The sequence below is a fragment of the Micromonospora sp. NPDC048907 genome, assembly GCF_055586885.1.
Genome location: NZ_JBVJHI010000001.1, coordinates 834144 through 853545, shown reverse-complemented (window position 1 = coordinate 853545; position 19402 = coordinate 834144). Strand labels below are relative to the sequence as shown.

The window sequence follows — 19402 nt, the reverse complement described above, 5'->3', positions numbered from 1 at the left end:
CTCAGGGCGCCACCGAAGCGCTCGGCTCGGCCGACTCCGGCTCGGTCGACTCCGGCTCCGGGGTGGAGATGTCGGTCACCTGGTCCGCGCCGTCCACGTACGGCAGGTCGTAGAGGTTGACGTTCTGCTGAGGGATCTGGAACAGGGCGGGCACGGCCAGGGTCGGGTAGCGGGGGTTGACCCGGACGTCCGCCCGGTCGACCTGCTCCTTGAGCGCCTCGCTCAGGCCCACCACGGCCGAGACCTGGGGCGCGATGGACGGGTCGGCGAACGCCTCGCGCTGCTGCTCGGTCGACCAGCCGGGGCGCGCCACGTTCGCCTTCACCAGCGCGTCGTAGACGGCGGCGGTGTCGGCGTCGGAGAGCTGCGCCTTCGGCAGCCCCTGGCCCAGCGCGTTGAAGACGTCGTACCACTCGGCGGCGAGCCTCGCGTACTCGGTGTCCGGGACGCGCAGCGCCTGGCCGATGTCGGCCACGCTGATCTCGTCGGGCACCTGGAGCTTCTTGTCGGCGACGATCCGCTTGCCCAGGTCGAGGCCGACCAGCAGGTTGACCACGTCCTGCCCCTCGAGGTCGAGCTCGCGCAGCTCGGCCGGCACGGGCTGGCCCTGCTCCTCGGCGGCCTTGACGACCCCGGCGTACGCCTGCGCGGCCTCGTCGCGGATGGCGTCGACCCGGGCGATCGAGTAGCTCGTGTCCCCGACGTACGCGGCAACGTCAGGGGCGGACCGCCCGCAGGCGGCGAGGGACAGCACAGCGAGGGCCGCGACGCTGGCGGCGGCGATGAGACGGCGAGCACGCATGACGGCCACTCTCTCACGCCCCGGGGCCGGCTGTGACGCCGCCCACCTCACGGCGCCCCCGCCCCGCCGGCTGCGCCGCGTCACCTTCCGCTCGCCACCGCGGCGCCCGCCGAACCGGCCAGCTCCGCGGGCTCGCCGAGGACGTCGGAGAGGAGCTGGGCGCACCACTCCAGCAGCGCCTGGTCGCGCAGCGGCTCGCCGCCGACCCGGCGGGTGCTCGGCCGGGGCACGCTGACCTGGTCGAGCGCCTGCTTGTAGACCGAGTCCGGGTGGTAGCGCTTGAGCCGCAGCTGCTTCGAGTCGGGCAGCGGCAGCGGCCCGAACCGGATGTGCTTGCCCTGCATCGACACGTCGGTGAGGCCGTACCGCCGGGCCAGCAACCGGAACCGGGCCACCGCGACCAGGTTCTGCACCGGCGTGGGCGGCTCGCCGTAGCGGTCGGTCATCTCGGCGACCACCTCGCGCAGCCGCTCCTCGTCGCGGGCCTCGGCCAGCTTGCGGTACATCTCCAGCCGCAGCCGCTCCACGCTCACGTAGTCGTGCGGCAGGTGCGCGTCGATCGGCAGGTCGACCTTGACCTCGGTCTCCTCCTCCACGTGCTCACCCTTGAACGCGGAGACCGCCTCGCCGACCATCCGCACGTAGAGGTCGAAGCCGACCCCCTCGATGTGGCCGGACTGCTCGCCGCCGAGCAGGTTGCCGGCGCCCCGGATCTCCAGGTCCTTCATGGCCACGTACATGCCGGCGCCCAGCTCGGTGTGCTGGGCGATGGTGGCCAGCCGCTCGTGCGCGTTCTCGGTGAGCGGCTTGTCGGACGGGTAGAGGAAGTACGCGTACGCCCGCTCCCGGCCCCGGCCCACCCGGCCGCGGATCTGGTGCAGCTGGGCCAGGCCGAGCAGGTCGGCCCGCTCGACGATGAGGGTGTTGGCGTTCGGGATGTCGATGCCGGACTCCACGATCGTGGTGCAGACCAGGACGTCGAACTCCTTCTCCCAGAAGCCGACCATCACCTTCTCGAGCGCTTCCTCGCCCATCTGGCCGTGCGCCACCGCGACCCGGGCCTCGGGCACCAGCTCGCGGATCCGGCGTGCCGCCCGGTCGATCGACTCGACCCGGTTGTGCAGGTAGAAGACCTGCCCGTCGCGGAGCAGCTCCCGGTGGATCGAGGCGGCCACCTGCCGGTCGTCGTACGCCCCGACGAACGTGAGCACCGGGTGCCGCTCCTCCGGCGGGGTGGCGATCGTGGACATCTCCCGGATGCCGGTGATCGCCATCTCCAGGGTGCGCGGAATCGGGGTGGCCGACATGGCCAGCACGTCGACCGAGGCGCGCAGCGTCTTCAGGTGCTCCTTGTGCTCGACGCCGAAGCGCTGCTCCTCGTCGATGATGACCAGCCCGAGCTGCTTGAACCGGGTGGCCGCCTGGAGCAGCCGGTGGGTGCCGATGACGATGTCGACGGTGCCGTCGGCGACCATCTCCAGCGTCCGCTCGCTCTCCTTCGGGGTCTGGAACCGGGAGAGCTGCCGGATGGTGATCGGGAACTGGCTCATCCGCTCGGCGAAGGTGTTGTAGTGCTGCTGCACCAGCAGCGTGGTGGGCACCAGCACGGCCACCTGCTTGCCGTCCTGCACGGCCTTGAACGCCGCCCGGACCGCGATCTCGGTCTTGCCGTAGCCGACGTCGCCGCAGATCAGCCGGTCCATCGGGACGGTCTGCTCCATGTCCCGCTTGACCTCCTCGATGGCGGCCAGCTGGTCGGGCGTCTCCTGCCAGGGAAAGGCGTCCTCCAGCTCCCGCTGCCAGGGGGTGTCCGGGCCGAACGAGTGCCCCTTGGACGCCTTGCGGGCGGCGTAGAGCTGGATCAGCTGCGCGGCGATCTCGCGGACCGCCTTGCGGGCCCGGGCCTTGGACTTCTGCCAGTCCGAGCCGCCCATCTTGTGCAGGGTGGGCTGCTCGCCGCCGACGTAGCGGGAGAGCTGGTCGAGCTGGTCGGTGGGGACGAAGAGGCGGTCGCCCGGCTGGCCACGCTTGCTCGGCGCGTACTCGATGACCAGGTATTCCCGGCTCGCGCCGTTGACCGTCCGCTGGACCAGCTCGACGTAGCGGCCGATGCCGTGCTGTTCGTGCACCACGTGGTCGCCGGCCTTGAGCTCCAGCGGGTCGATGGTGTTGCGCCGCCGGCTCGGCATCCGGCGCATGTCGCGGGTGGAGGTGCCCCGGCCGCCGGTGACGTCGTTGCCGGTGAGCAGCACGAACCGGGACGCCTCGTCGACGAAGCCGGCGGTCAGGCAGCCGCAGGAGACCAGCACGTCGCCGGGGGTGGGCGCGGCCGGCACCTCCTCGGTGAGCCGGGCGCCGAGGCCGGCGTCGCGGAGCACCTCGACGGCCCGCTGGGCGGGGCCGTGGCCCTCGAAGACGAGGGCGATCGACCAGCCCTCGCCGGCCCAACGCTTGAGGTCGTCGACCACCCGGGCGGTCTCGCCGTGGTAGAGCGGGGCGGGCTGGGCGGCCAGGGTCACCGCGATGGCGTCGTCGGGGGTCACGTCGACCTCGGTCGGCTCGTCCTCCCACGGCTGCCGGGCGGGCGCGGCCTCGGCCTCGACGAGGCCGAACGGGGCGAGGGTCCACCAGGGCTGGCGCAGGGCGCGGGCCGCCGTGCGCACGTCGGCCAGGGTCCGGAAGGCGGCGGCGCCGAGGTCGACCGGGGCCTGGCCGCCGACCGCGGCCGCGGCCCAGCTCGCCTGGAGGAACTCCTCGGAGGTACGCACCAGGTCGTGGGCCCGGGTGCGGATCCGCTCCGGGTCGCACAGCAGCACGTGGGTGCCGGCCGGCATGCAGTCGACCAGCAACTCCATCGAGTCGGCGCCGATCAGCGCCGGGGCGAGGGACTCCATGCCCTCGACCGGGATGCCCTCGGCCAGCTTGTCGAGGATCTCGGCCAGCTCCGGGTGCTCCTGCGCGAGCGCGGCGGCCCGCTCCCGCACGTCCGGGGTGAGGAGCAGCTCGCGGCACGGCGGCGCCCAGAGCTGCGGGACGCCCTCGATGGTGCGCTGGTCGGCGACGGCGAAGGTGCGGATCTCCTCGACCTCGTCGCCCCAGAACTCGACCCGGGAGGGGTGCTCGTCGGTGGGCGGGAAGACGTCCAGGATGCCGCCGCGCACGGCGAACTCACCGCGCTTGGTGACCAGGTCGACCCGGGCGTACGCCATGTCGATGAGCCGGCGGGCGACCTCCTCCAGGTCCGCCTCGTCGCCGGCGGCGAGCTGCACCGGCTCCAGGTCGCCGAGGCCCTTGAGCTGCGGCTGGAGCAGGGAGCGGACGGGCGCCACGACCACCCGCAGCGGGCCGGTGCGCCCGTGCGCGTCGGCCGAGCCGGGGTGGGCCAGCCGGCGCAGCACGGCCAGCCGCCGCCCGACGGTGTCGGAGCGGGGCGAGAGCCGCTCGTGCGGCAGCGTCTCCCAGGACGGGAAGACCGCCACCTGCTCCGGGGGCAACAGGCTGCCCAGCGCGGAGGCCAGGTCGTCGGCCTCGCGGGTGGTGGCCGTCACGGCCAGCACGGGACGGCCCGCGCCGCCGGCCGGCTCGTCGGCCGCGACGGCGGCGACGGCGAACGGCCGCAGCGCGGCGGGGGCGGTCAGGTCGAGGCCGTCGACCTGGGCGGCACCGGAGCGCGCCAGGTCACGCGCCCGGGCCAGCCCCGGGTCGGCCAGGGCGGCGGAGAAGAGTCCGGTGAGCATCTGTAATCACTTCCAGGAGGTCGACGCACGGCGACGACCCCTCGTCCAGCCGGACGGGGGGTGCACCGTTCGAGACTATCCCGCTGCCCGGACATTCCGGGCCCCAGCCGGGCCGCCGACATCGATCTTGACGGCGTCCGGGCCGGCATGGTGCGGTGGGGCGCATGACGGGTGAGTACCGGGCGGTCTTCGACGCCGAGGTGATCTTCGCGAACGGCGGCGGGCTGCGGACCGACGGGTTCCGGCTGGACGTCCCAAGCCCGGAGGTCACCGACGACGAGCTGGCCGCGCTCCTCGTGCGGCACCTCGGGCTGCTCATGGTCGGCGAGGTGCGGATCACCAACCGGACCGTGGTGGAGGAGCCGCACAAGGGGGGTCGCGGGGTGACCGGCCCGGCGGCCGGCGGGCGGCGGCTGGTCGAGCTCAGCCACGTCATCACCGACGGCATGGTCACCCTGCCCGGCTGGCAGCCGCCCCGGATCACCGACTGGCTGACCCGCGAGGCGTCCCGGGAGCGCTACGCGCCGGGCGTCGAGTTCCACGTCGCCCGGATCGACATGATCGCCAACACCGGCACGTACGTGGACGCGCCGGCGCACCGCTGGGCGGACGGCGCGGACCTGACCGGCGTTCCGCTGGACCGCCTCGCCGACCTGCCCGGGGTGGTGGTGCGGGTGCCGGCCGGCACCCGGGCGGTGGACCGGCTGATGCTCGCCCCGTACGAGGTGGCCGGCCGGGCGGTGCTGCTGCACACCGGCTGGGACGCGCACTTCGGCACCGACCGGTACGCGGGCCCCGACGCGCCCTACCTGACCGCCGACGGCGCGGACTGGCTGGTCGAGGCGGGGGCGGCGCTGGTCGGCATCGACTCGGTCAACATCGACGACATGACCCCGGCCGCGGCCGGGCAGCGCCCGGCGCACAGCGACCTGCTGGCGGCCGGCATCCCGATCGTCGAGCACCTGACCGGCCTGGCCGCCCTGCCACCGGAGGGGTTCCGGTTCACCGCCGCCCCACCGCGGGTGGCCGGCATGGGCACCTTCCCGGTCCGCGCCTTCGCCGTCATCGACTGACGCACGGTCACCGCTGGAGATCTTGGAACGAAATGGCCCCCATAGGGGCCGGTTTCTACCAAGATCTTCAGCCGGCCGAACGCTCACGCCGCTCGCACCGCCCCCGTCCCGAGGAAGACGTCCCGCAGGTCGGCGATCTCCAGCAGGCGGTCCGCCACTCCCAGCGCCCGGTCGACGTCGGTCGTCTGCAGGACCGGGTAAGCCCACGAGTTGCTCATCAGTAGCGCACGGCGATGCGGCGGTCGACGGCGTCGACGCGGATCTCCCCGCCGTACGGGATGATCAGTTGCGGGTCGGTGTGGCCGAGGTCGACGTCGAAGACCACCACCGGGTCGTCGGCGTACGGCGCGAGGGCCGTCAGGATCGCCTCCCGCTGCGCCTCGCCCCAGGCGCGCCGCTCGTCCAGGGTGTGCGGCCGGTCGAAGTCCCACGCCTTGGGCCGGCCGACCACGATCGCCGGGAAGGCGGCGAGCAGCCCGCGCTCGCCGAGGTTGCGCACGATCCGGAAGACCTCCCGCGCGCCGGGGAGCTCGTTGGACGTCTCGACCACCAGCACCGACCCGGCCAGGTCGGCCGCCGGTGGGACCCGGTCGGTGGCCAGCAGCCAGTGGACGATCTCCAGGCAGCCGCCCCAGGTCCGCCCCTGGACCACCCGGGCCGGCCCGTGCCAGCGCCAGCCCTCGCCGGGGAACATCACCGGCTCCTCGGCGAGCGTCGCCGGGTCGCGCCAGTCGCGCGGCTCGTCGCCCCACTCCGGAGCCGGGGTCAGCTCGTACCACCCGGAGGTGAACAGCGCCGCCCGCAGCGAGTCGAAGGTCAGCGGGTGCGGCGCACCGGACCGGCCGAGGTGCACCAGCACCGACCCGCCGTGGTAGGCGACGATCCCCAGCCGGTGGAGGTGGTTGAGGACGTTGGTGTTGTCCGAGTAGCCGAAGTAGGGCTTCGGGTTGGCCCGCAGCACGGCGTCGTCCAGGAACGGCGTGACCGTGATCAGGTCGTCGCCGCCGACCGTGGCGAGCACGGCCGTGATGCCCGGGTCGGCGAAGGCGGCGGTCAGGTCGCGCGCCCGGTCCCGCGGGTCGGCTCCCACCTGCCGGGTGGTCGGATACTCCACCGGCTCCAGCCCGAACTCCTCGCGGAGCCGGCGCAGGCCCAGCTCGTGCACGTGCGGGAAGAGGCCGGGCAGGCCGGCGGAGGGCGAGACGACCGCGACCCGGTCGCCGGGCTTCGGCTTCGGGGGATAGCTGGGCAGCACCATGATCCGAAACTATCGGGACGGGCCAGCGAATTCCGCCCGGAGAAAAGCACTCGAGCCGGGCATATGCGGGCAATAGGCTGAGCGCGTGAGCGAGGCGCAGCGGGACCTTCCGGTACGCGACTGGCTGCCCGGCACGGCGGCGCTGCTGCTCGGCACGCTGGCGTTGGCCACCGCGTTCATCGCCGCCTACGTGGGCGCGCTGCACCAACCCCGACCCCACGACGTGCCCGTCGGGGTCGTCCTCGGCGACCAGCGCGCCCAGGCCGTGCTGGCCGCCGTCCGCCAGCGCACCGACAAGATCGAGCCCATCGAGTACGACGACCCGGCCGCCGCCGGCGACGGCCTGACGGGCCGCGAGGTGTACGGCGTGCTCACCTCCGGCCCGGACAACGGGTTGCGCCTGGCCACCGCCAGCGCCTCCGCCCCCGCCGCCACCGAACTGGTGACCCAGGTGCTCGGCCGGGCCGCCCAGCAGGCGAACCTGCCGCTCCAGGTCACCGACGAGGTGCCGGTGGAGCCGACCGACCCGCGCGGGCTGGTCCCCTTCTACCTGGCGGTCGGCCTCGTGCTCGGCGGCTACCTGGCCTCCACCGCGTTGGGCCTGCGCACCGGCACCGCGCCGGTGAGCCTGCCCCGGGCCGGGCTGCGGATCGCCGCCCTGGCGGTCTACTCGGCCGTGCTGGGCATCGTGGGCGCCGCCGTCGTCGGCCCGTTGCTCGACGTCTGGCACCACGACATCACGGCGGTCGCGGCGGTCGGCGCGCTGGCCGTCTTCGCCGCCGCCATGGTGGCCAGCGCCGTGCAGGCCTGGCTCGGGCTGCTCGGCACCGGCCTGGTCATCCTGCTGCTCGTGGTGCTCGGCAACCCCGGCTCCGGCGGCATCTACGCCCCCGAGTTCCTGCCGGCCTGGCTGCGGGGGATGCACCGGTGGAACATTCCCGGCCTGGCCACCGACCTGATCAAGTCGGCGGTCTACTTCGACCGCCGGTCGACGGGCTGGGCGCTGTCCGGGCTCACCCTCTGGGCGCTGCTCGGGCTCCTCGGGCTGGTGACCGCGACGATCTTCCGGGCGCGCCGGCGCGCGGTCCGGGCCGCCCGCCCCGACACCGCCGGCGGGCCGCCCGCCGATGGCTGAGCCGGCCGGCCGGTCCCAGAGTGCAGATCGTCACGCGATCCCCCTCCTTGCGCCGGGGCCCGCGCGGATACGATCCAGGGAGTCGGACAGCGCTGTCCTTCGTACTCGCGTAAGGAGCGCACCGTGACCGACCAGCACGACCACGACGGCCCCGACGCCGCTCTCCGGGCCGACATCCGCCGCCTCGGCACGCTGCTCGGGCAGACCCTCGCCCGGCAGGAGGGCCGCCCCCTGCTCGACCTGGTCGAGGAGATCCGGGCCCAGGTCCGCTCCGACCCGCCGGCCGCCGCCCAGCGCCTCGCCGGGCTCGACGTCACCACCGGCACGAAGCTGGCGCGGGCCTTCTCCACCTACTTCCACCTGGCCAACATCACCGAGCAGGTGCACCGGGCCCGCGACCTGCGCCGCCGCCGCGCCATGCACGGCGGGTGGCTGGACCAGGCGGCCAAGATGATCGCCGAGCGCGGGGTGCCCGCCGAGGAGATCGCCGCCGCGGCCCGCCGGCTCGCCGTACGCCCGGTCTTCACCGCCCACCCCACCGAGGCGGCCCGCCGGTCCATCCTGTCCAAGCTGCGCGCGGTCGCCGACGAGCTGGACACCGAGACGGCCAACGCGATCCTCTACGGCGCCAGCGACGAGGGGCCGGCCAACCGGCGCCTGGCCGAGCTGCTCGACCTCATGTGGCAGACCGACGAGCTGCGGCTGGACCGGCCGGACCCGACCGACGAGGCCCGCAACGCCATCTACTACCTGCGCGACCTGCACGCCGAGGCCGCCCCGCAGGTGCTCGACGACCTCGCCGACACGCTGCGCACCCTCGGCGTGGAGACCTCGCCGACCGCGCGCCCGCTGACCTTCGGCACCTGGATCGGCGGCGACCGGGACGGCAACCCGTTCGTCACCCCGACGGTCACCCGCGACGTGCTGCGCATTCAGCACGAGCACGGCATCGAGGCCACCGAGAAGGCCATGGACCAGCTGATCAACGAGGTCAGCGTCTCCCGCCGGCTGCGCGCGGTCTCCCTCGACCTGTCCGCCAGCCTCGCCACCGACCTGGACGCGCTGCCCGAGGTGGCGCCCCGGTTCCGCCGGGTCAACGCCGAGGAGCCCTACCGGCTCAAGGCCCGGTGTGTGAAGGCCAAGCTGGCCAACACCCGGGAGCGGCTGCGCACCGGCACCCCGCACGTGCCGGGGCGGGACTACCGCGGCTCGGCCGAGCTGATCGCCGACCTGGAGCTGCTGCGCGCCTCGCTGGCCCGCAACTCCGGGCAGCTCACCGCCGTGGGCCGGCTGGCCTCGACGATCCGCACGGTGTCCGCGTTCGGGCTCCACCTGGCCACCATGGACGTCCGGGAGCACGCCGAGAAGCACCACGAGGTGCTCACCCAGCTTTACGCTGCGGTCGGTGAGGTGTCCGACTACCCGTCGCTGACCCGGCTGGAGCGCACCAAGCTGCTCGCCGACGAGCTGGCCGGCCGCCGGCCGCTCTCCACGCAGGACAGCCCGTTGACCGAGTCGGCGCAGAAGACGTTCGACGTGTTCGGGGCGATCCGCGAGGCGCAGGACCGGTTCGGCGCCGAGGTCATCGAGTCGTACATCATCTCGATGACCCTCGGCGTGGACGACGTGCTCGCCGCGGTCGTGCTGGCCCGCGAGGCCGGCCTGGTCGACGTGCACAGCGGCCGGGCCCGGATCGGGATCGTGCCGCTGCTGGAGACCCCGGCCGAGCTGAACGCCGGGGGCGAACTGCTGGACGAGCTGCTCTCCCTGCCGGCCTACCGGGCGCTCGTGGCGGCCCGCGGCGACGTGCAGGAGGTGATGCTGGGCTACTCCGACTCCAACAAGGAGGCCGGCATCACCACCAGCCAGTGGTCCATCCACCGGGCCCAGCGGGCGCTGCGGGACGTGGCCGCCCGGCACGGCGTGCACCTGCGGCTCTTCCACGGCCGGGGCGGCACCGTCGGCCGGGGCGGCGGCCCCACCCACGAGGCCATCCTGGCCCAGCCCTACGGCACGCTCGACGGCGCGATCAAGGTGACCGAGCAGGGCGAGGTCATCTCCGACAAGTACACGCTGCCCGCGCTGGCCCGGGAGAACCTGGAGCTGACCGTGGCGGCGGTGCTTCAGGCGACGCTGCTGCACACGGCGCCCCGGCAGCCGGCCGAGATGCTGGAGCGCTGGGACGCGACCATGGACGTGGTCTCCGAGTCGGCCTTCCGGTCCTACCGGTCGCTGGTCGAGGACCCGGACCTGCCGGCCTACTTCTGGGCCTCCACCCCGACCGAGCTGCTCGGCGCGCTCAACATCGGCTCCCGGCCGGCGAAGCGGCCGAACACCGGCGCCGGGCTCTCCGGCCTGCGGGCAATCCCGTGGGTGTTCGGCTGGACGCAGACCCGGCAGATCGTGCCCGGCTGGTTCGGTGTGGGCTCCGGGCTGGCCGCCGCGCGGGCAGCCGGGCTGGAGGACGTGCTCGCCGAGATGAACCGGAACTGGCACTTCTTCCGCACGTTCCTGTCGAACGTCGAGATGATGCTGACCAAGACCGACCTGAGCATCGCCCGTCGCTACGTGGAGACCCTGGTCCCGAAGAAGCTGCACCCGATCTTCGAGAAGATCGAGCAGGAGTACGAGCTGACCAAGCAGGAGGTGCTGGCGGTCACCGCCTCGCCGGCGCTGCTGGAGAACTCGCCCGTGCTCCAGCGGACCCTCGCCGTGCGGGACACCTACCTGGAGCCGCTGCACCACCTCCAGGTGGCGCTGCTGCGGCAGTACCGGGACTCCGGGGCCGCGGGCCGCGCCGTGGCCACCGCGCCGGGCGGGCGCCGGGCCCCCAACGACGGCACGGCGCTGGAGCGGGCGCTGCTCACCACGGTCAACGGCATCGCCGCCGGCATGCGCAACACCGGCTGACCCCGGCTCACGAGGAAGGCCCCGGTCGCCGACCGGGGCCTTCGTCATCCGCGCGGCGGGCTACCAGTCGCCGCCGCCGAAGTCCCCGCCGCCGAAGTCGCCCCCACCGAAGTCGCCGCCGAAGTCCCCGCCGGCGTAGTCGCCCTGGCCCTGGTCGGCGAAGTCCTGCCCCTGGTCGCCGAAGTCCTGGCCCTGGTCGCCGCCCTGGTCCTGGCCGTCGTCGAAGCCGTCGTTGAAGCCCTCCTGGTACCCGGACTCGTAGCCGTAGCCCGGGTCGGCGAAGGCGGGCGAGAAGAGCGCGTCGGCGATCAGGATGCCGCCGAGCACACCGGCGCCGGTGCCCAGCGCGGTCTTCCACCACGGCGTCGAGTACCAGCCGGCCGGCACCGGGCGCCCCTGCCAGTTTCCGCCCGGATAGTAGTAGGGAGTCTGGTTTCCCGGCTGGGGTCCGGCCCGGTAGGTCTGCCCCTGCACGTTGACCTCGCGCTCCTTGGTGAGCATGCCCGCGCCCCGGGCGGCGGCCAGCGGCGGCAGCTCCGGGCCCGGGTCGATGCCCAGGGCGGTGCGCGCCGCCCGGATGTAGGCCAGCCCCTCCAGCGCGGTCTCCCGGGCCAGCGCGAACTGGTGCGGGGTGCTTGCCTGCTCCAGCTGGGAACCGGCCGCGTTGTAGCGCTCACCGGCGTCGGCCAGCGCCTGGCGGACCGCCGGGGCGTCCCCGTGCAGGTTCATCAACTGTCCGCCGAGCCGCTCGTACCAGCGCTGCGCCTCAGCGCGGGCGTCGGCCAGCTCGGTGGCCCGCCGGGACCTGCTCCCCCACCGCCAGAACACCAGGGCACCTCCGAGCATCAGGATCAAGACCACCCACAGGGCAACCTCCATGACCTCGAACGTACCCAGCGGGCGCACGTCGTACCCGTTTGGCAAGCTCTTCGGCATGAGCTTCTCGACGCTGGCCGTGGTGGTGCTCTGCCTCGCCGCGGGCGGCGCGGTGGGCTGGCTGGCCGCCCGGTCCCGCTCGGCGACGGAGATCGCCCGGCTGGAGGCGACCCTGGCCGCCACCCGCGAGGGCGAGGGGCGGCTGGAGCAGTCCATGCGGGCACTCAGCTACGAGGCGACCGCGCAGTCGCAGGAGGCGGTGGCCCGGGCGGTGGCCCCGCTGCACGACACCCTCCGCCGCTACGAGCAGCGGGTCGCCGAGCTGGAGCGCGACCGGGTCGACGCCTACGCCGAGCTGCGCGAACAGGTGCGGTCGATGAGCGCGGTCTCCGGCGAGCTGCGCACCGAGACCAAGCAGCTCGTCGCGGCGCTGCGCGCCCCGCAGGTGCGCGGCCGCTGGGGTGAGCACCAGCTCCGCCGCATCGTGGAGGCCGCGGGCATGCTGGAGCACTGCGACTTCAGCGAGCAGGTCACCGCCGCGACCGACCACCAGGGGGTCCGTCCCGACCTGGTGGTCCGGCTGCACGGCGGCCGCACCGTGGTGGTCGACGCCAAGGCGCCCTTCGACGCCTACCTGACCGCCATGGAGGCGCGCGACGAGCGGGGGCGCGACACCCACCTCGACGCGCACGCGCGGCACCTCCGCGCGCACGTCGACGGGCTGGCCGCCAAGAACTACTGGGCGGCGTTCGACCAGACCCCGGAGTTCGTGGTGCTGTTCGTGCCCGCCGACCCGTTCCTCGACGTGGCGTTGCAGCGCGACCCGACGCTGCTGGAGCACGCCTTCGCGCGCAACGTGGTGCTGGCCACGCCGGCCACCCTCGTGGCGCTGCTGCGCACGGTGGCCTACTCGTGGCGGCAGGAGGCGCTGGCCCGCAACGCGGCCACCGTGCACTCGCTGGCCCGCGAGCTCTACGGGCGGCTGTCCACCCTGGGCGACCACGTCGGCAAGCTCGGCGGCGCGCTGGGCGGCGCGGTGACCGCCTACAACCGGGCGGTCGGTTCGCTGGAGGCGCGAGTGCTGGTCAGCGCCCGCAAGCTGGCCGAGCTGGGCGTCTCCGACCAGGAGCTGGCCGCCCCGGCCCAGGTCGAGCTGGCGCCGCGCCAGCCGCAGGCACCGGAGCTGGTGGAGGGGTCGTCCACATCGGTCGAACGGCCGGCGGCCATCGACGGCTGACACTCACGTGACGGCGACGGCCGACGGAGTCACGGAGTGGTCACAACCTACTTCGGAGTAGTGACACCGACAGGGCCAGGCCGAAGGATCGCTGTCACGCGTGCCCTGTCTCCTGAAGGGCCCTGTTCTCTGGAGGAAGAGAACGTGAGTCAACCCCGTAACCGGAGCCGGCGTACCTCCGCCGCGCTCTTCGCCTCGGTCCTGGCGGCCGGCGCCATGACCGTCGGGGGTGGTGCCGCGACCGCGAGCGCAGCCCCCGCCACCGCCCCCGACGCCCCGCAGGCGACCGCCGCGGAGGCGCTGGGCGCCCACGACGCCAAGCTTCTGGACGAGGCGGAGGCGAAGCACGCCCCGACCGTCACGCTGATCATCGCCGCCAAGAAGGGTTCGGCCAAGAAGGTCGCCGACGGGCTGGCCGGCCTGGGTGCCACGGTCAGCCAGCGCTACGACCAGGTCGGCTACCTGCTGGCCAAGGTCCCCACCGCGAAGGTCCTCAAGGCCGCGACGCTCCCCGGCGTCTCCGCCGTCGACCTCGACGAGACCATCAAGCTCCCTGACCCGGCCCCCGAGGCCGCTCCGGCCGGAGCGAAGACCGCCAAGCAGGGCCAGACGCTGGCCGGCCCGGGCGCCGACACCGGCGCGGTCAACCCGTACATGCCCACCAACGAGACCGGCGCGGAGGCCTTCAAGGCCGCGCACCCGGAGTGGGACGGCCGCGGCGTCACCATCGGCATCATGGACTCCGGCATCGACCTGGACCAGCCGGCGCTGCAGACGACCACCACGGGCGAGCGCAAGATCGTCGACTGGGTGACCGCGACGGACCCGCTGGAGGACGCCACCTGGCGTTCGATGATCACCGAGGTGGCGGGCCCCTCCTTCACCACCGGCACGGGCGCCTCCGCCGTCACCTGGACCGCTCCCGCCGGCAGCTACCGCTTCAACACCTTCCGCGAGTCGATCACGGCCGGCAGCGACCCGGCCGGTGACGTCAACCGGGACGGCGACACCACCGACTCCTGGGGCATCCTCTACAACCCGGTGAACCACGACATCCGGGTCGACGTCAACCAGAACCGCGACTTCACCGACGACGAGGTGATGCGGCCGTACAAGGAGAAGTTCCAGGTCGGCCACTTCGGCACCGACAACCCGGCCACCGCGGTGCGGGACCAGATGCCGTTCGTCGTGGAATACCGCGAGGACGTCGACACCACCCCGGCCGGCGGCCCCGGCCTGGTCGACTACGTGAACATCGGCATCATCGAGGCCACCCACGGCACCCACGTCGCCGGCATCACCGCCGCCAACGACATGCTGGGCAACAGCGCCTTCGACGGCGCCGCCCCGGGCGCCAAGCTGGTCTCCGCCCGGGCCTGCTCCTGGGGCGGCGGCTGCACCGCCGCGGCGCTCACCACCGGCATGGTGGACCTCGTCGTGAACCGCAAGGTCGACGTGGTCAACATGTCGATCGGCGGCCTGCCGGCGCTCAACGACGGCTCCAACGCGCGCGCCAACCTCTACGACGAGCTGATCAACACCTACGGCGTGCAGATGTTCATCTCGGCCGGCAACTCCGGCCCGGGGCTGAACACCGTCGGCGACCCCTCCGTCGCCAGCAACGTGGTCAGCGTGGCCGCGAACATCAGCAAGGACACCTGGCTGGCCAACTACGGCTCGGTGGTCCGCAAGGGCAACGCGCTGTTCAACTTCTCCTCCCGCGGCCCGCGTGAGGACGGCGGCTTCAAGCCGAACGTGACCGCCCCCGGCTCGGCCATCTCCACCGCGCCGACCTGGCAGCCCGGCAACCCGGTCCCCGAGGCCGGCTACCCGCTGCCCCCGGGCTACCAGATGCTGAACGGCACCTCGATGGCCTCGCCGCAGGCCACCGGCGCCGCCGCGCTGCTGCTCTCGGCGGCCAAGGCCACCGACAAGGGCGTCACCCCGGCCGCGCTGCGCCGGGCCATCTACACCTCCGCCAAGCCGATCGCCGGCGTCCCGACGTACGCACAGGGCTACGGCATGTTCAACGTGCCGGGCGCGTGGGGCCTGCTCGCCGCCGGCGTGCAGACCCGGACGTACACCTCCGAGGCGCCGGTCTGCACCGAGCTGTCGGGCAACCTGACGAAGTACAACAAGGACTCCGGCCAGTTCGAGCCGAACCCGAACGTGGGCGCCGGCATCTACAACCGCTGCGCGGCCGGCAAGGGCGGGCAGAAGGTCAAGGAGAGCCGCTACTACGAGGTCAAGCTGACCCGCACGAGCGGCCCGAACAAGGGCCTCAAGCACACCGTCGCGTTCCGCGGCAACGACGGCACCTTCTCGGCCCCGCAGGTCGTGTGGCTGCCGCTGAACAAGACCGTCACCGTCAAGGTGAAGGCCAAGCCGCTGACCGCCGGCGCGCACGGCGCGATCATGACCGTCGACGACGCGTCCACCTCGGTGGTCGACTTCGAGGTCGCCACCGTCGTGGTCGCCTCGAACGCGGTCTCCGCCCCGGCCTACTCGTTCTCCACCGGCGGCTCGGTCGAGCGGAACGGCTTCACCTCGTACTTCGTGACGGTCCCGGAGGGCGCGGGCGCGCTCCAGGTCAACCTCTCCGGCATCGCCACCGGCTCGCAGACCCGGTTCATCGCCATCAACCCGTACGGCGTGCCGGTCGAGAGCACGGCGAGCACCGCCTGCTACACCAACTTCTCCGACGCCGCCGCCTGCAAGCCGCAGGAGCGGGACTACCAGAACCCGATCCCGGGCGTCTGGGAGATCGAGGTCGAGGCCCGGCGCACGTCGCCGGCGCTGGACAACCCGTTCCAGCTGCAGGCGCGGGTGCAGGGCGTCACGGTCGAGCCGGCCGTGGTCGAGCTGCCGTCGGTGACCGCCGGCGAGCCGACCGAGGTGAGCTGGGGCCTGACCAATGCCTTCGGCCCGGTCCAGGTGACCGGCGTCGGTGGCCCGCTGGCCAGCGTGCACGCCGAGCGCCCGAGCATCGCCACGGGCGGTCGGCAGGAATACACGGTGGACGTCCCGGCGGGCGCCACCTCGTTCACCGCGCGGATCGGCAACCCGTCCGACCTGAGCGCCGACCTGGACCTGTCGGTCTTCCTCGGCGCCACCCGGGTGGGCCAGTCGGCCGACGGTGACTCGGAGGAGGCGGTCACCCTGTCCAACCCGGCCGCCGGCACCTACCGGGTGGTCGTGGACGGCTACGCGGTGAGCGACCCGACCACCGCGTACGACTACCGCGACTCGTTCGCCGCCCCGGCGCTGGGTTCGCTCTCCGCGCCCAGCACCCCGCTGGCCCTGGCCAACGGCGCCACCACCACCCTGACCGGCACGGTGACCGCCAACACCACCCCGGCCGCCGGCCGGGAGCTCTACGGTGACCTGGCCGTCACCACCGTCGAGGGCGCGGTCGTCGGCCGCGGCTCGGTGGAGGTCGGTGCGGTCAACTGACCCGCTGAACCCAGGAGCCCCGTCCCCCGACTCCGGGGGGCGGGGCTCCGCCGTTCGCGGGCTCGGGTCAGGCGCGGCGTGCGGACTCGACGACGAAGGGAGTGCCCTGCTGGCAGGTGGTCATCATGCCGGGCTCCGAGCGCCCCGTGACCTCCACGCGGGTGCCGGGCTTGAGCAGGTCGCGCGGGCCGCCGATCAGCAGGTTGTCGTCGATCAGCACGCAGTTCGGCTCGACACCGGCGCGGATCGTCCCGCTGATCGTGGTGGCGCCGGGGCCGGGCGGCTTCGACGGGCCGCCCTTCCAGGTGGGATTCGGGCGGCTCGGGCCGGGATCGGGCTGGCTGGTCACCGGGGCTCCTGTCGGGCTGGGGCCGGGATTGGACTGGCAGGCGGGCCATGTCTCGCACGGCCCGGTGCCGCTGGTCACCGGGGTTCCCCCCGACGCCCTGGGTTCGCCGGGCTCGCTGCCGGGGCCGGCGCAGGCGGTCAGCGCCGCGCCGGCGAGCAGGGCGACGAGCGCCGTCCGAGGAGTCTTCATGACCGGTTGGACGTGGTCGGTGGCGTTTTCGTTCCGGCCGGTCAGCCCCGGGCCGCCGCGGCCTTCAGGTCGCGCTTGAGCTCCTGCGGCAGCGAGAAGGTCAGCCGCTCGTTGGCGGTCGTGATCTCCTCGACGTCGGCGAAGCCGCGCTCGGCCAGATGCGCGAGCACCTGCTGAACCAGCTCGTCGGGCACGCTGGCGCCCGAGGTCAGGCCCACGGTGCGGGCGCCCTCCAGCCAGGCGTCGTCGATCTCGTGCGCGAAGTCGACCAGGTGCCCGGCCCGGGCCCCGGCGTCCACCGCCACCTCGACGAGGCGCACCGAGTTGGAGGAGTTCCGCGAGCCGACCACGATCACCACGTCGCAGTCCGGGGCGATCTCCTTCACCACGTGCTGCCGGTTGGAGGTGGCGTAGCAGATGTCGTCGCTGGGGGGCGACTGGAGCAGCGGCAGCCGCTGCTTGAGCCGGGCCACGGTCTCCAGGGTCTCGTCGACCGAGAGGGTGGTCTGGGAGAGCCAGACGACCTTCTCCGGGTCGCGCACGGTGACCTTGTCGGCCCCGTCCGGGCCGTCCACCAGCTGGATGTGCGCGGGCGCCTCACCTGCGGTGCCGACGACCTCCTCGTGCCCCTCGTGGCCGATGAGCAGGATGTCGTAGTCCTCGGCGGCGAACCGCCGGGCCTCCTGGTGCACCTTGGTGACCAGCGGGCAGGTCGCGTCGATCGCCTTGAGCGAGCGCGCCCTGGCCTGCTCGTAGACCTCGGGGGCCACGCCGTGCGCGGAGAAGATGACGGTGGCGCCCTCCGGCACCTCCTCGTTCTCCTCCACGAAGATCGCGCCCTTGGCCTCCAGCGTCCGCACCACGTGCTTGTTGTGGACGATCTGCTTGCGGACGTAGATCGGCGCGCCGTAGAGCTTCAGCGCCTCCTCGACGGTCTGCACCGCCCGGTCCACGCCCGCGCAGTAGCCGCGGGGCTTGGCCAGGAGCACGCGCTTGCCGGTCCGGGGAGTCGTCTCAGCATCAGTCACCCGACCATCGTACGTGCCGGCTTCCGGCCGGCCTGTCGATCATGAGGTTGGCGGCGGTTCCGGAGATCGACACCGCCGCCAACCTCATGATCGACGCGGGCCTCGTCGGGGGTGGGCCTTAGGGTGGGCGGGTGAGCGAAGCGGATCGGAGCACGTCCGAGGAGCCGTGGCCGGTCCGGGTGGTCAGCCAGAAGATCGGGGCCTGGATCGCCCGGCTGGGGTGGGTGTGGGTCGACGGCCAGATCGCCCAGATCAGCCGGCGGCCCGGCGCGAGCACCGTCTTCCTGACATTGCGCGACCCGTCGGCCGATCTCAGCCTGACCGTCACCACCAACCGCGACGTGCTCGACGCGGGCGCACCGGAGCTGAGCGAGGGCGCCCGGGTGGTGCTGCACGCCAAGCCGGAGTTCTACGCCGCCCGGGGCACGCTGAGCCTGCGCGCCGACGAGATCCGCCAGGTCGGGCTGGGCGAGCTGCTGGCGCGGCTGGAGAAGCTCAAGAAGCTGCTGGCCGCCGAAGGGCTGTTCGACCGGGCCCGCAAGCGCCGGCCGCCGTTCCTGCCCGGCCGGATCGGGCTGATCACCGGTCGCGCCTCGGCCGCCGAGCGGGACGTGCTGACGAATGCCCGCCGCCGCTGGCCGGCCGTGGAGTTCCGCACGGTCAACGTGGCCGTGCAGGGGCCGAGCGCGGTGCCCGACATCGTCGGCGCGCTCAAGGTGCTCGACGCCGACCCGACCGTCGATGTGATCATCATCGCCCGGGGCGGCGGCGGCATCGAGGACCTGCTGCCCTTCTCCGACGAGGCGCTCTGCCGGGCGGTCTTCGCGTGCCGCACGCCGGTGGTCAGCGCGATCGGCCACGAGACCGACACGCCGCTGCTCGACTACGTCGCCGACGTGCGCGCCTCCACGCCGACCGACGCGGCCAAGCGCATCGTGCCCGACCTGGCGGAGGAGGTCCGCCTCATCGGCCAGGCCCGGTCCCGGCTGGAGCGGGCGGTGCGCAACCTGGTCGACCGGGAGCAGCACCGGCTCGACCTGCTGCGCTCCCGGCCGGTGCTGGCCCGCCCGCAGGTGATGGTCGACCAGCGGGCCACCGAGGTCACCGCGCTGCGCGACCGGGCCGGCCGCTGCCTGGACCACCGGCTCGGCGCCGCCGGCGACGACCTGCGGCACACCCTGGCGCGGCTGCGCGCCCTCTCCCCCGCGGCCACCCTCGACCGGGGCTACGCCATCGTCCAGCGCGGCGACGGGCACGTGGTGCGCGCCGCGTCCGAGGTGGCCAAGGGCGACCCGCTGCGGGTACGCCTCGCCGAGGGCGAGCTGACCGCCACCGTGGACGGCTGATGGAATGGG

Annotated in this window: 13 protein-coding genes; 6 read left to right on the top strand and 7 right to left on the bottom strand. The window is 73.4% G+C overall.

Annotation, left to right across the window (positions count from 1 at the left end; all coding sequences use genetic code 11):
* Position 1: 1 nt before the first annotated feature.
* Positions 2–802 (bottom strand): hypothetical protein, encoded by an 801-nt coding sequence (locus ACZ6PY_RS04290; protein WP_466069057.1) that lies wholly within the window; start codon positions 800–802, stop codon positions 2–4.
* Positions 803–882: 80 nt separating this feature from the next.
* A complete protein-coding gene (mfd, locus tag ACZ6PY_RS04285) occupies positions 883–4539 on the bottom strand; it encodes a transcription-repair coupling factor (RefSeq protein WP_466069055.1) in 3657 nt (1218 codons plus the stop codon).
* Between the two features lie 164 nt (positions 4540–4703).
* On the opposite strand from mfd, the gene ACZ6PY_RS04280 reads away from it, so the two are divergent.
* Positions 4704–5612, top strand: coding sequence for a cyclase family protein (locus ACZ6PY_RS04280; protein ID WP_466069052.1), 909 nt, complete (start codon positions 4704–4706; stop codon positions 5610–5612).
* A gap of 83 nt (positions 5613–5695) precedes the next feature.
* Here ACZ6PY_RS04280 and ACZ6PY_RS04275 read toward each other — a convergent pair whose 3' ends face one another.
* Positions 5696–5830 carry a hypothetical protein gene (locus ACZ6PY_RS04275; RefSeq protein ID WP_466069050.1) on the bottom strand — a complete coding sequence of 45 codons (135 nt, stop codon included), beginning with the start codon at positions 5828–5830 and terminating at the stop codon, positions 5696–5698.
* Complete coding sequence (locus tag ACZ6PY_RS04270) at positions 5830–6870, bottom strand: S66 family peptidase (RefSeq protein WP_466069049.1); 1041 nt, start codon at positions 6868–6870, stop codon at positions 5830–5832. The genes ACZ6PY_RS04275 and ACZ6PY_RS04270 overlap by 1 nt, the downstream gene beginning before the upstream one ends.
* Before the next feature lie 85 nt (positions 6871–6955).
* Between ACZ6PY_RS04270 and ACZ6PY_RS04265 the strand changes: the two genes are divergently transcribed.
* Both ACZ6PY_RS04265 and ppc read left to right on the top strand, forming a co-directional pair.
* Entirely contained in the window at positions 6956–8005 is a 1050-nt protein-coding gene (locus tag ACZ6PY_RS04265) for a hypothetical protein (protein ID WP_466069047.1), read from the top strand.
* A 123-nt stretch (positions 8006–8128) separates the two neighbouring features.
* Positions 8129–10915 (top strand): phosphoenolpyruvate carboxylase, encoded by a 2787-nt coding sequence (ppc, locus tag ACZ6PY_RS04260; RefSeq protein WP_466069045.1) that lies wholly within the window; start codon positions 8129–8131, stop codon positions 10913–10915.
* A 60-nt stretch (positions 10916–10975) separates the two neighbouring features.
* On the opposite strand, the gene ACZ6PY_RS04255 is transcribed toward ppc, so the two are convergent.
* Positions 10976–11794, bottom strand: coding sequence for a hypothetical protein (locus ACZ6PY_RS04255; RefSeq protein WP_466069043.1), 819 nt, complete (start codon positions 11792–11794; stop codon positions 10976–10978).
* Positions 11795–11849: 55 nt separating this feature from the next.
* Between ACZ6PY_RS04255 and rmuC the strand changes: the two genes are divergently transcribed.
* On the top strand, positions 11850–13028 hold the full coding sequence (gene rmuC / locus ACZ6PY_RS04250; protein ID WP_466069407.1) for a DNA recombination protein RmuC: 1179 nt from the start codon (positions 11850–11852) through the stop codon (positions 13026–13028).
* A gap of 144 nt (positions 13029–13172) precedes the next feature.
* Positions 13173–16481: a S8 family serine peptidase gene (locus tag ACZ6PY_RS04245; RefSeq protein WP_466069041.1), complete on the top strand. Its 3309-nt coding sequence runs from the start codon at positions 13173–13175 to the stop codon at positions 16479–16481.
* A 67-nt stretch (positions 16482–16548) separates the two neighbouring features.
* Here ACZ6PY_RS04245 and ACZ6PY_RS04240 read toward each other — a convergent pair whose 3' ends face one another.
* Complete coding sequence (locus ACZ6PY_RS04240) at positions 16549–16830, bottom strand: hypothetical protein (RefSeq protein WP_466069039.1); 282 nt, start codon at positions 16828–16830, stop codon at positions 16549–16551.
* Positions 16831–17060: 230 nt separating this feature from the next.
* Entirely contained in the window at positions 17061–18047 is a 987-nt protein-coding gene (locus ACZ6PY_RS04235) for a 4-hydroxy-3-methylbut-2-enyl diphosphate reductase (RefSeq protein WP_466069037.1), read from the bottom strand.
* A gap of 131 nt (positions 18048–18178) precedes the next feature.
* On the opposite strand from ACZ6PY_RS04235, the gene xseA reads away from it, so the two are divergent.
* Positions 18179–19393: an exodeoxyribonuclease VII large subunit gene (xseA, locus tag ACZ6PY_RS04230; protein WP_466069035.1), complete on the top strand. Its 1215-nt coding sequence runs from the start codon at positions 18179–18181 to the stop codon at positions 19391–19393.
* Positions 19394–19402: the final 9 nt, after the last annotated feature.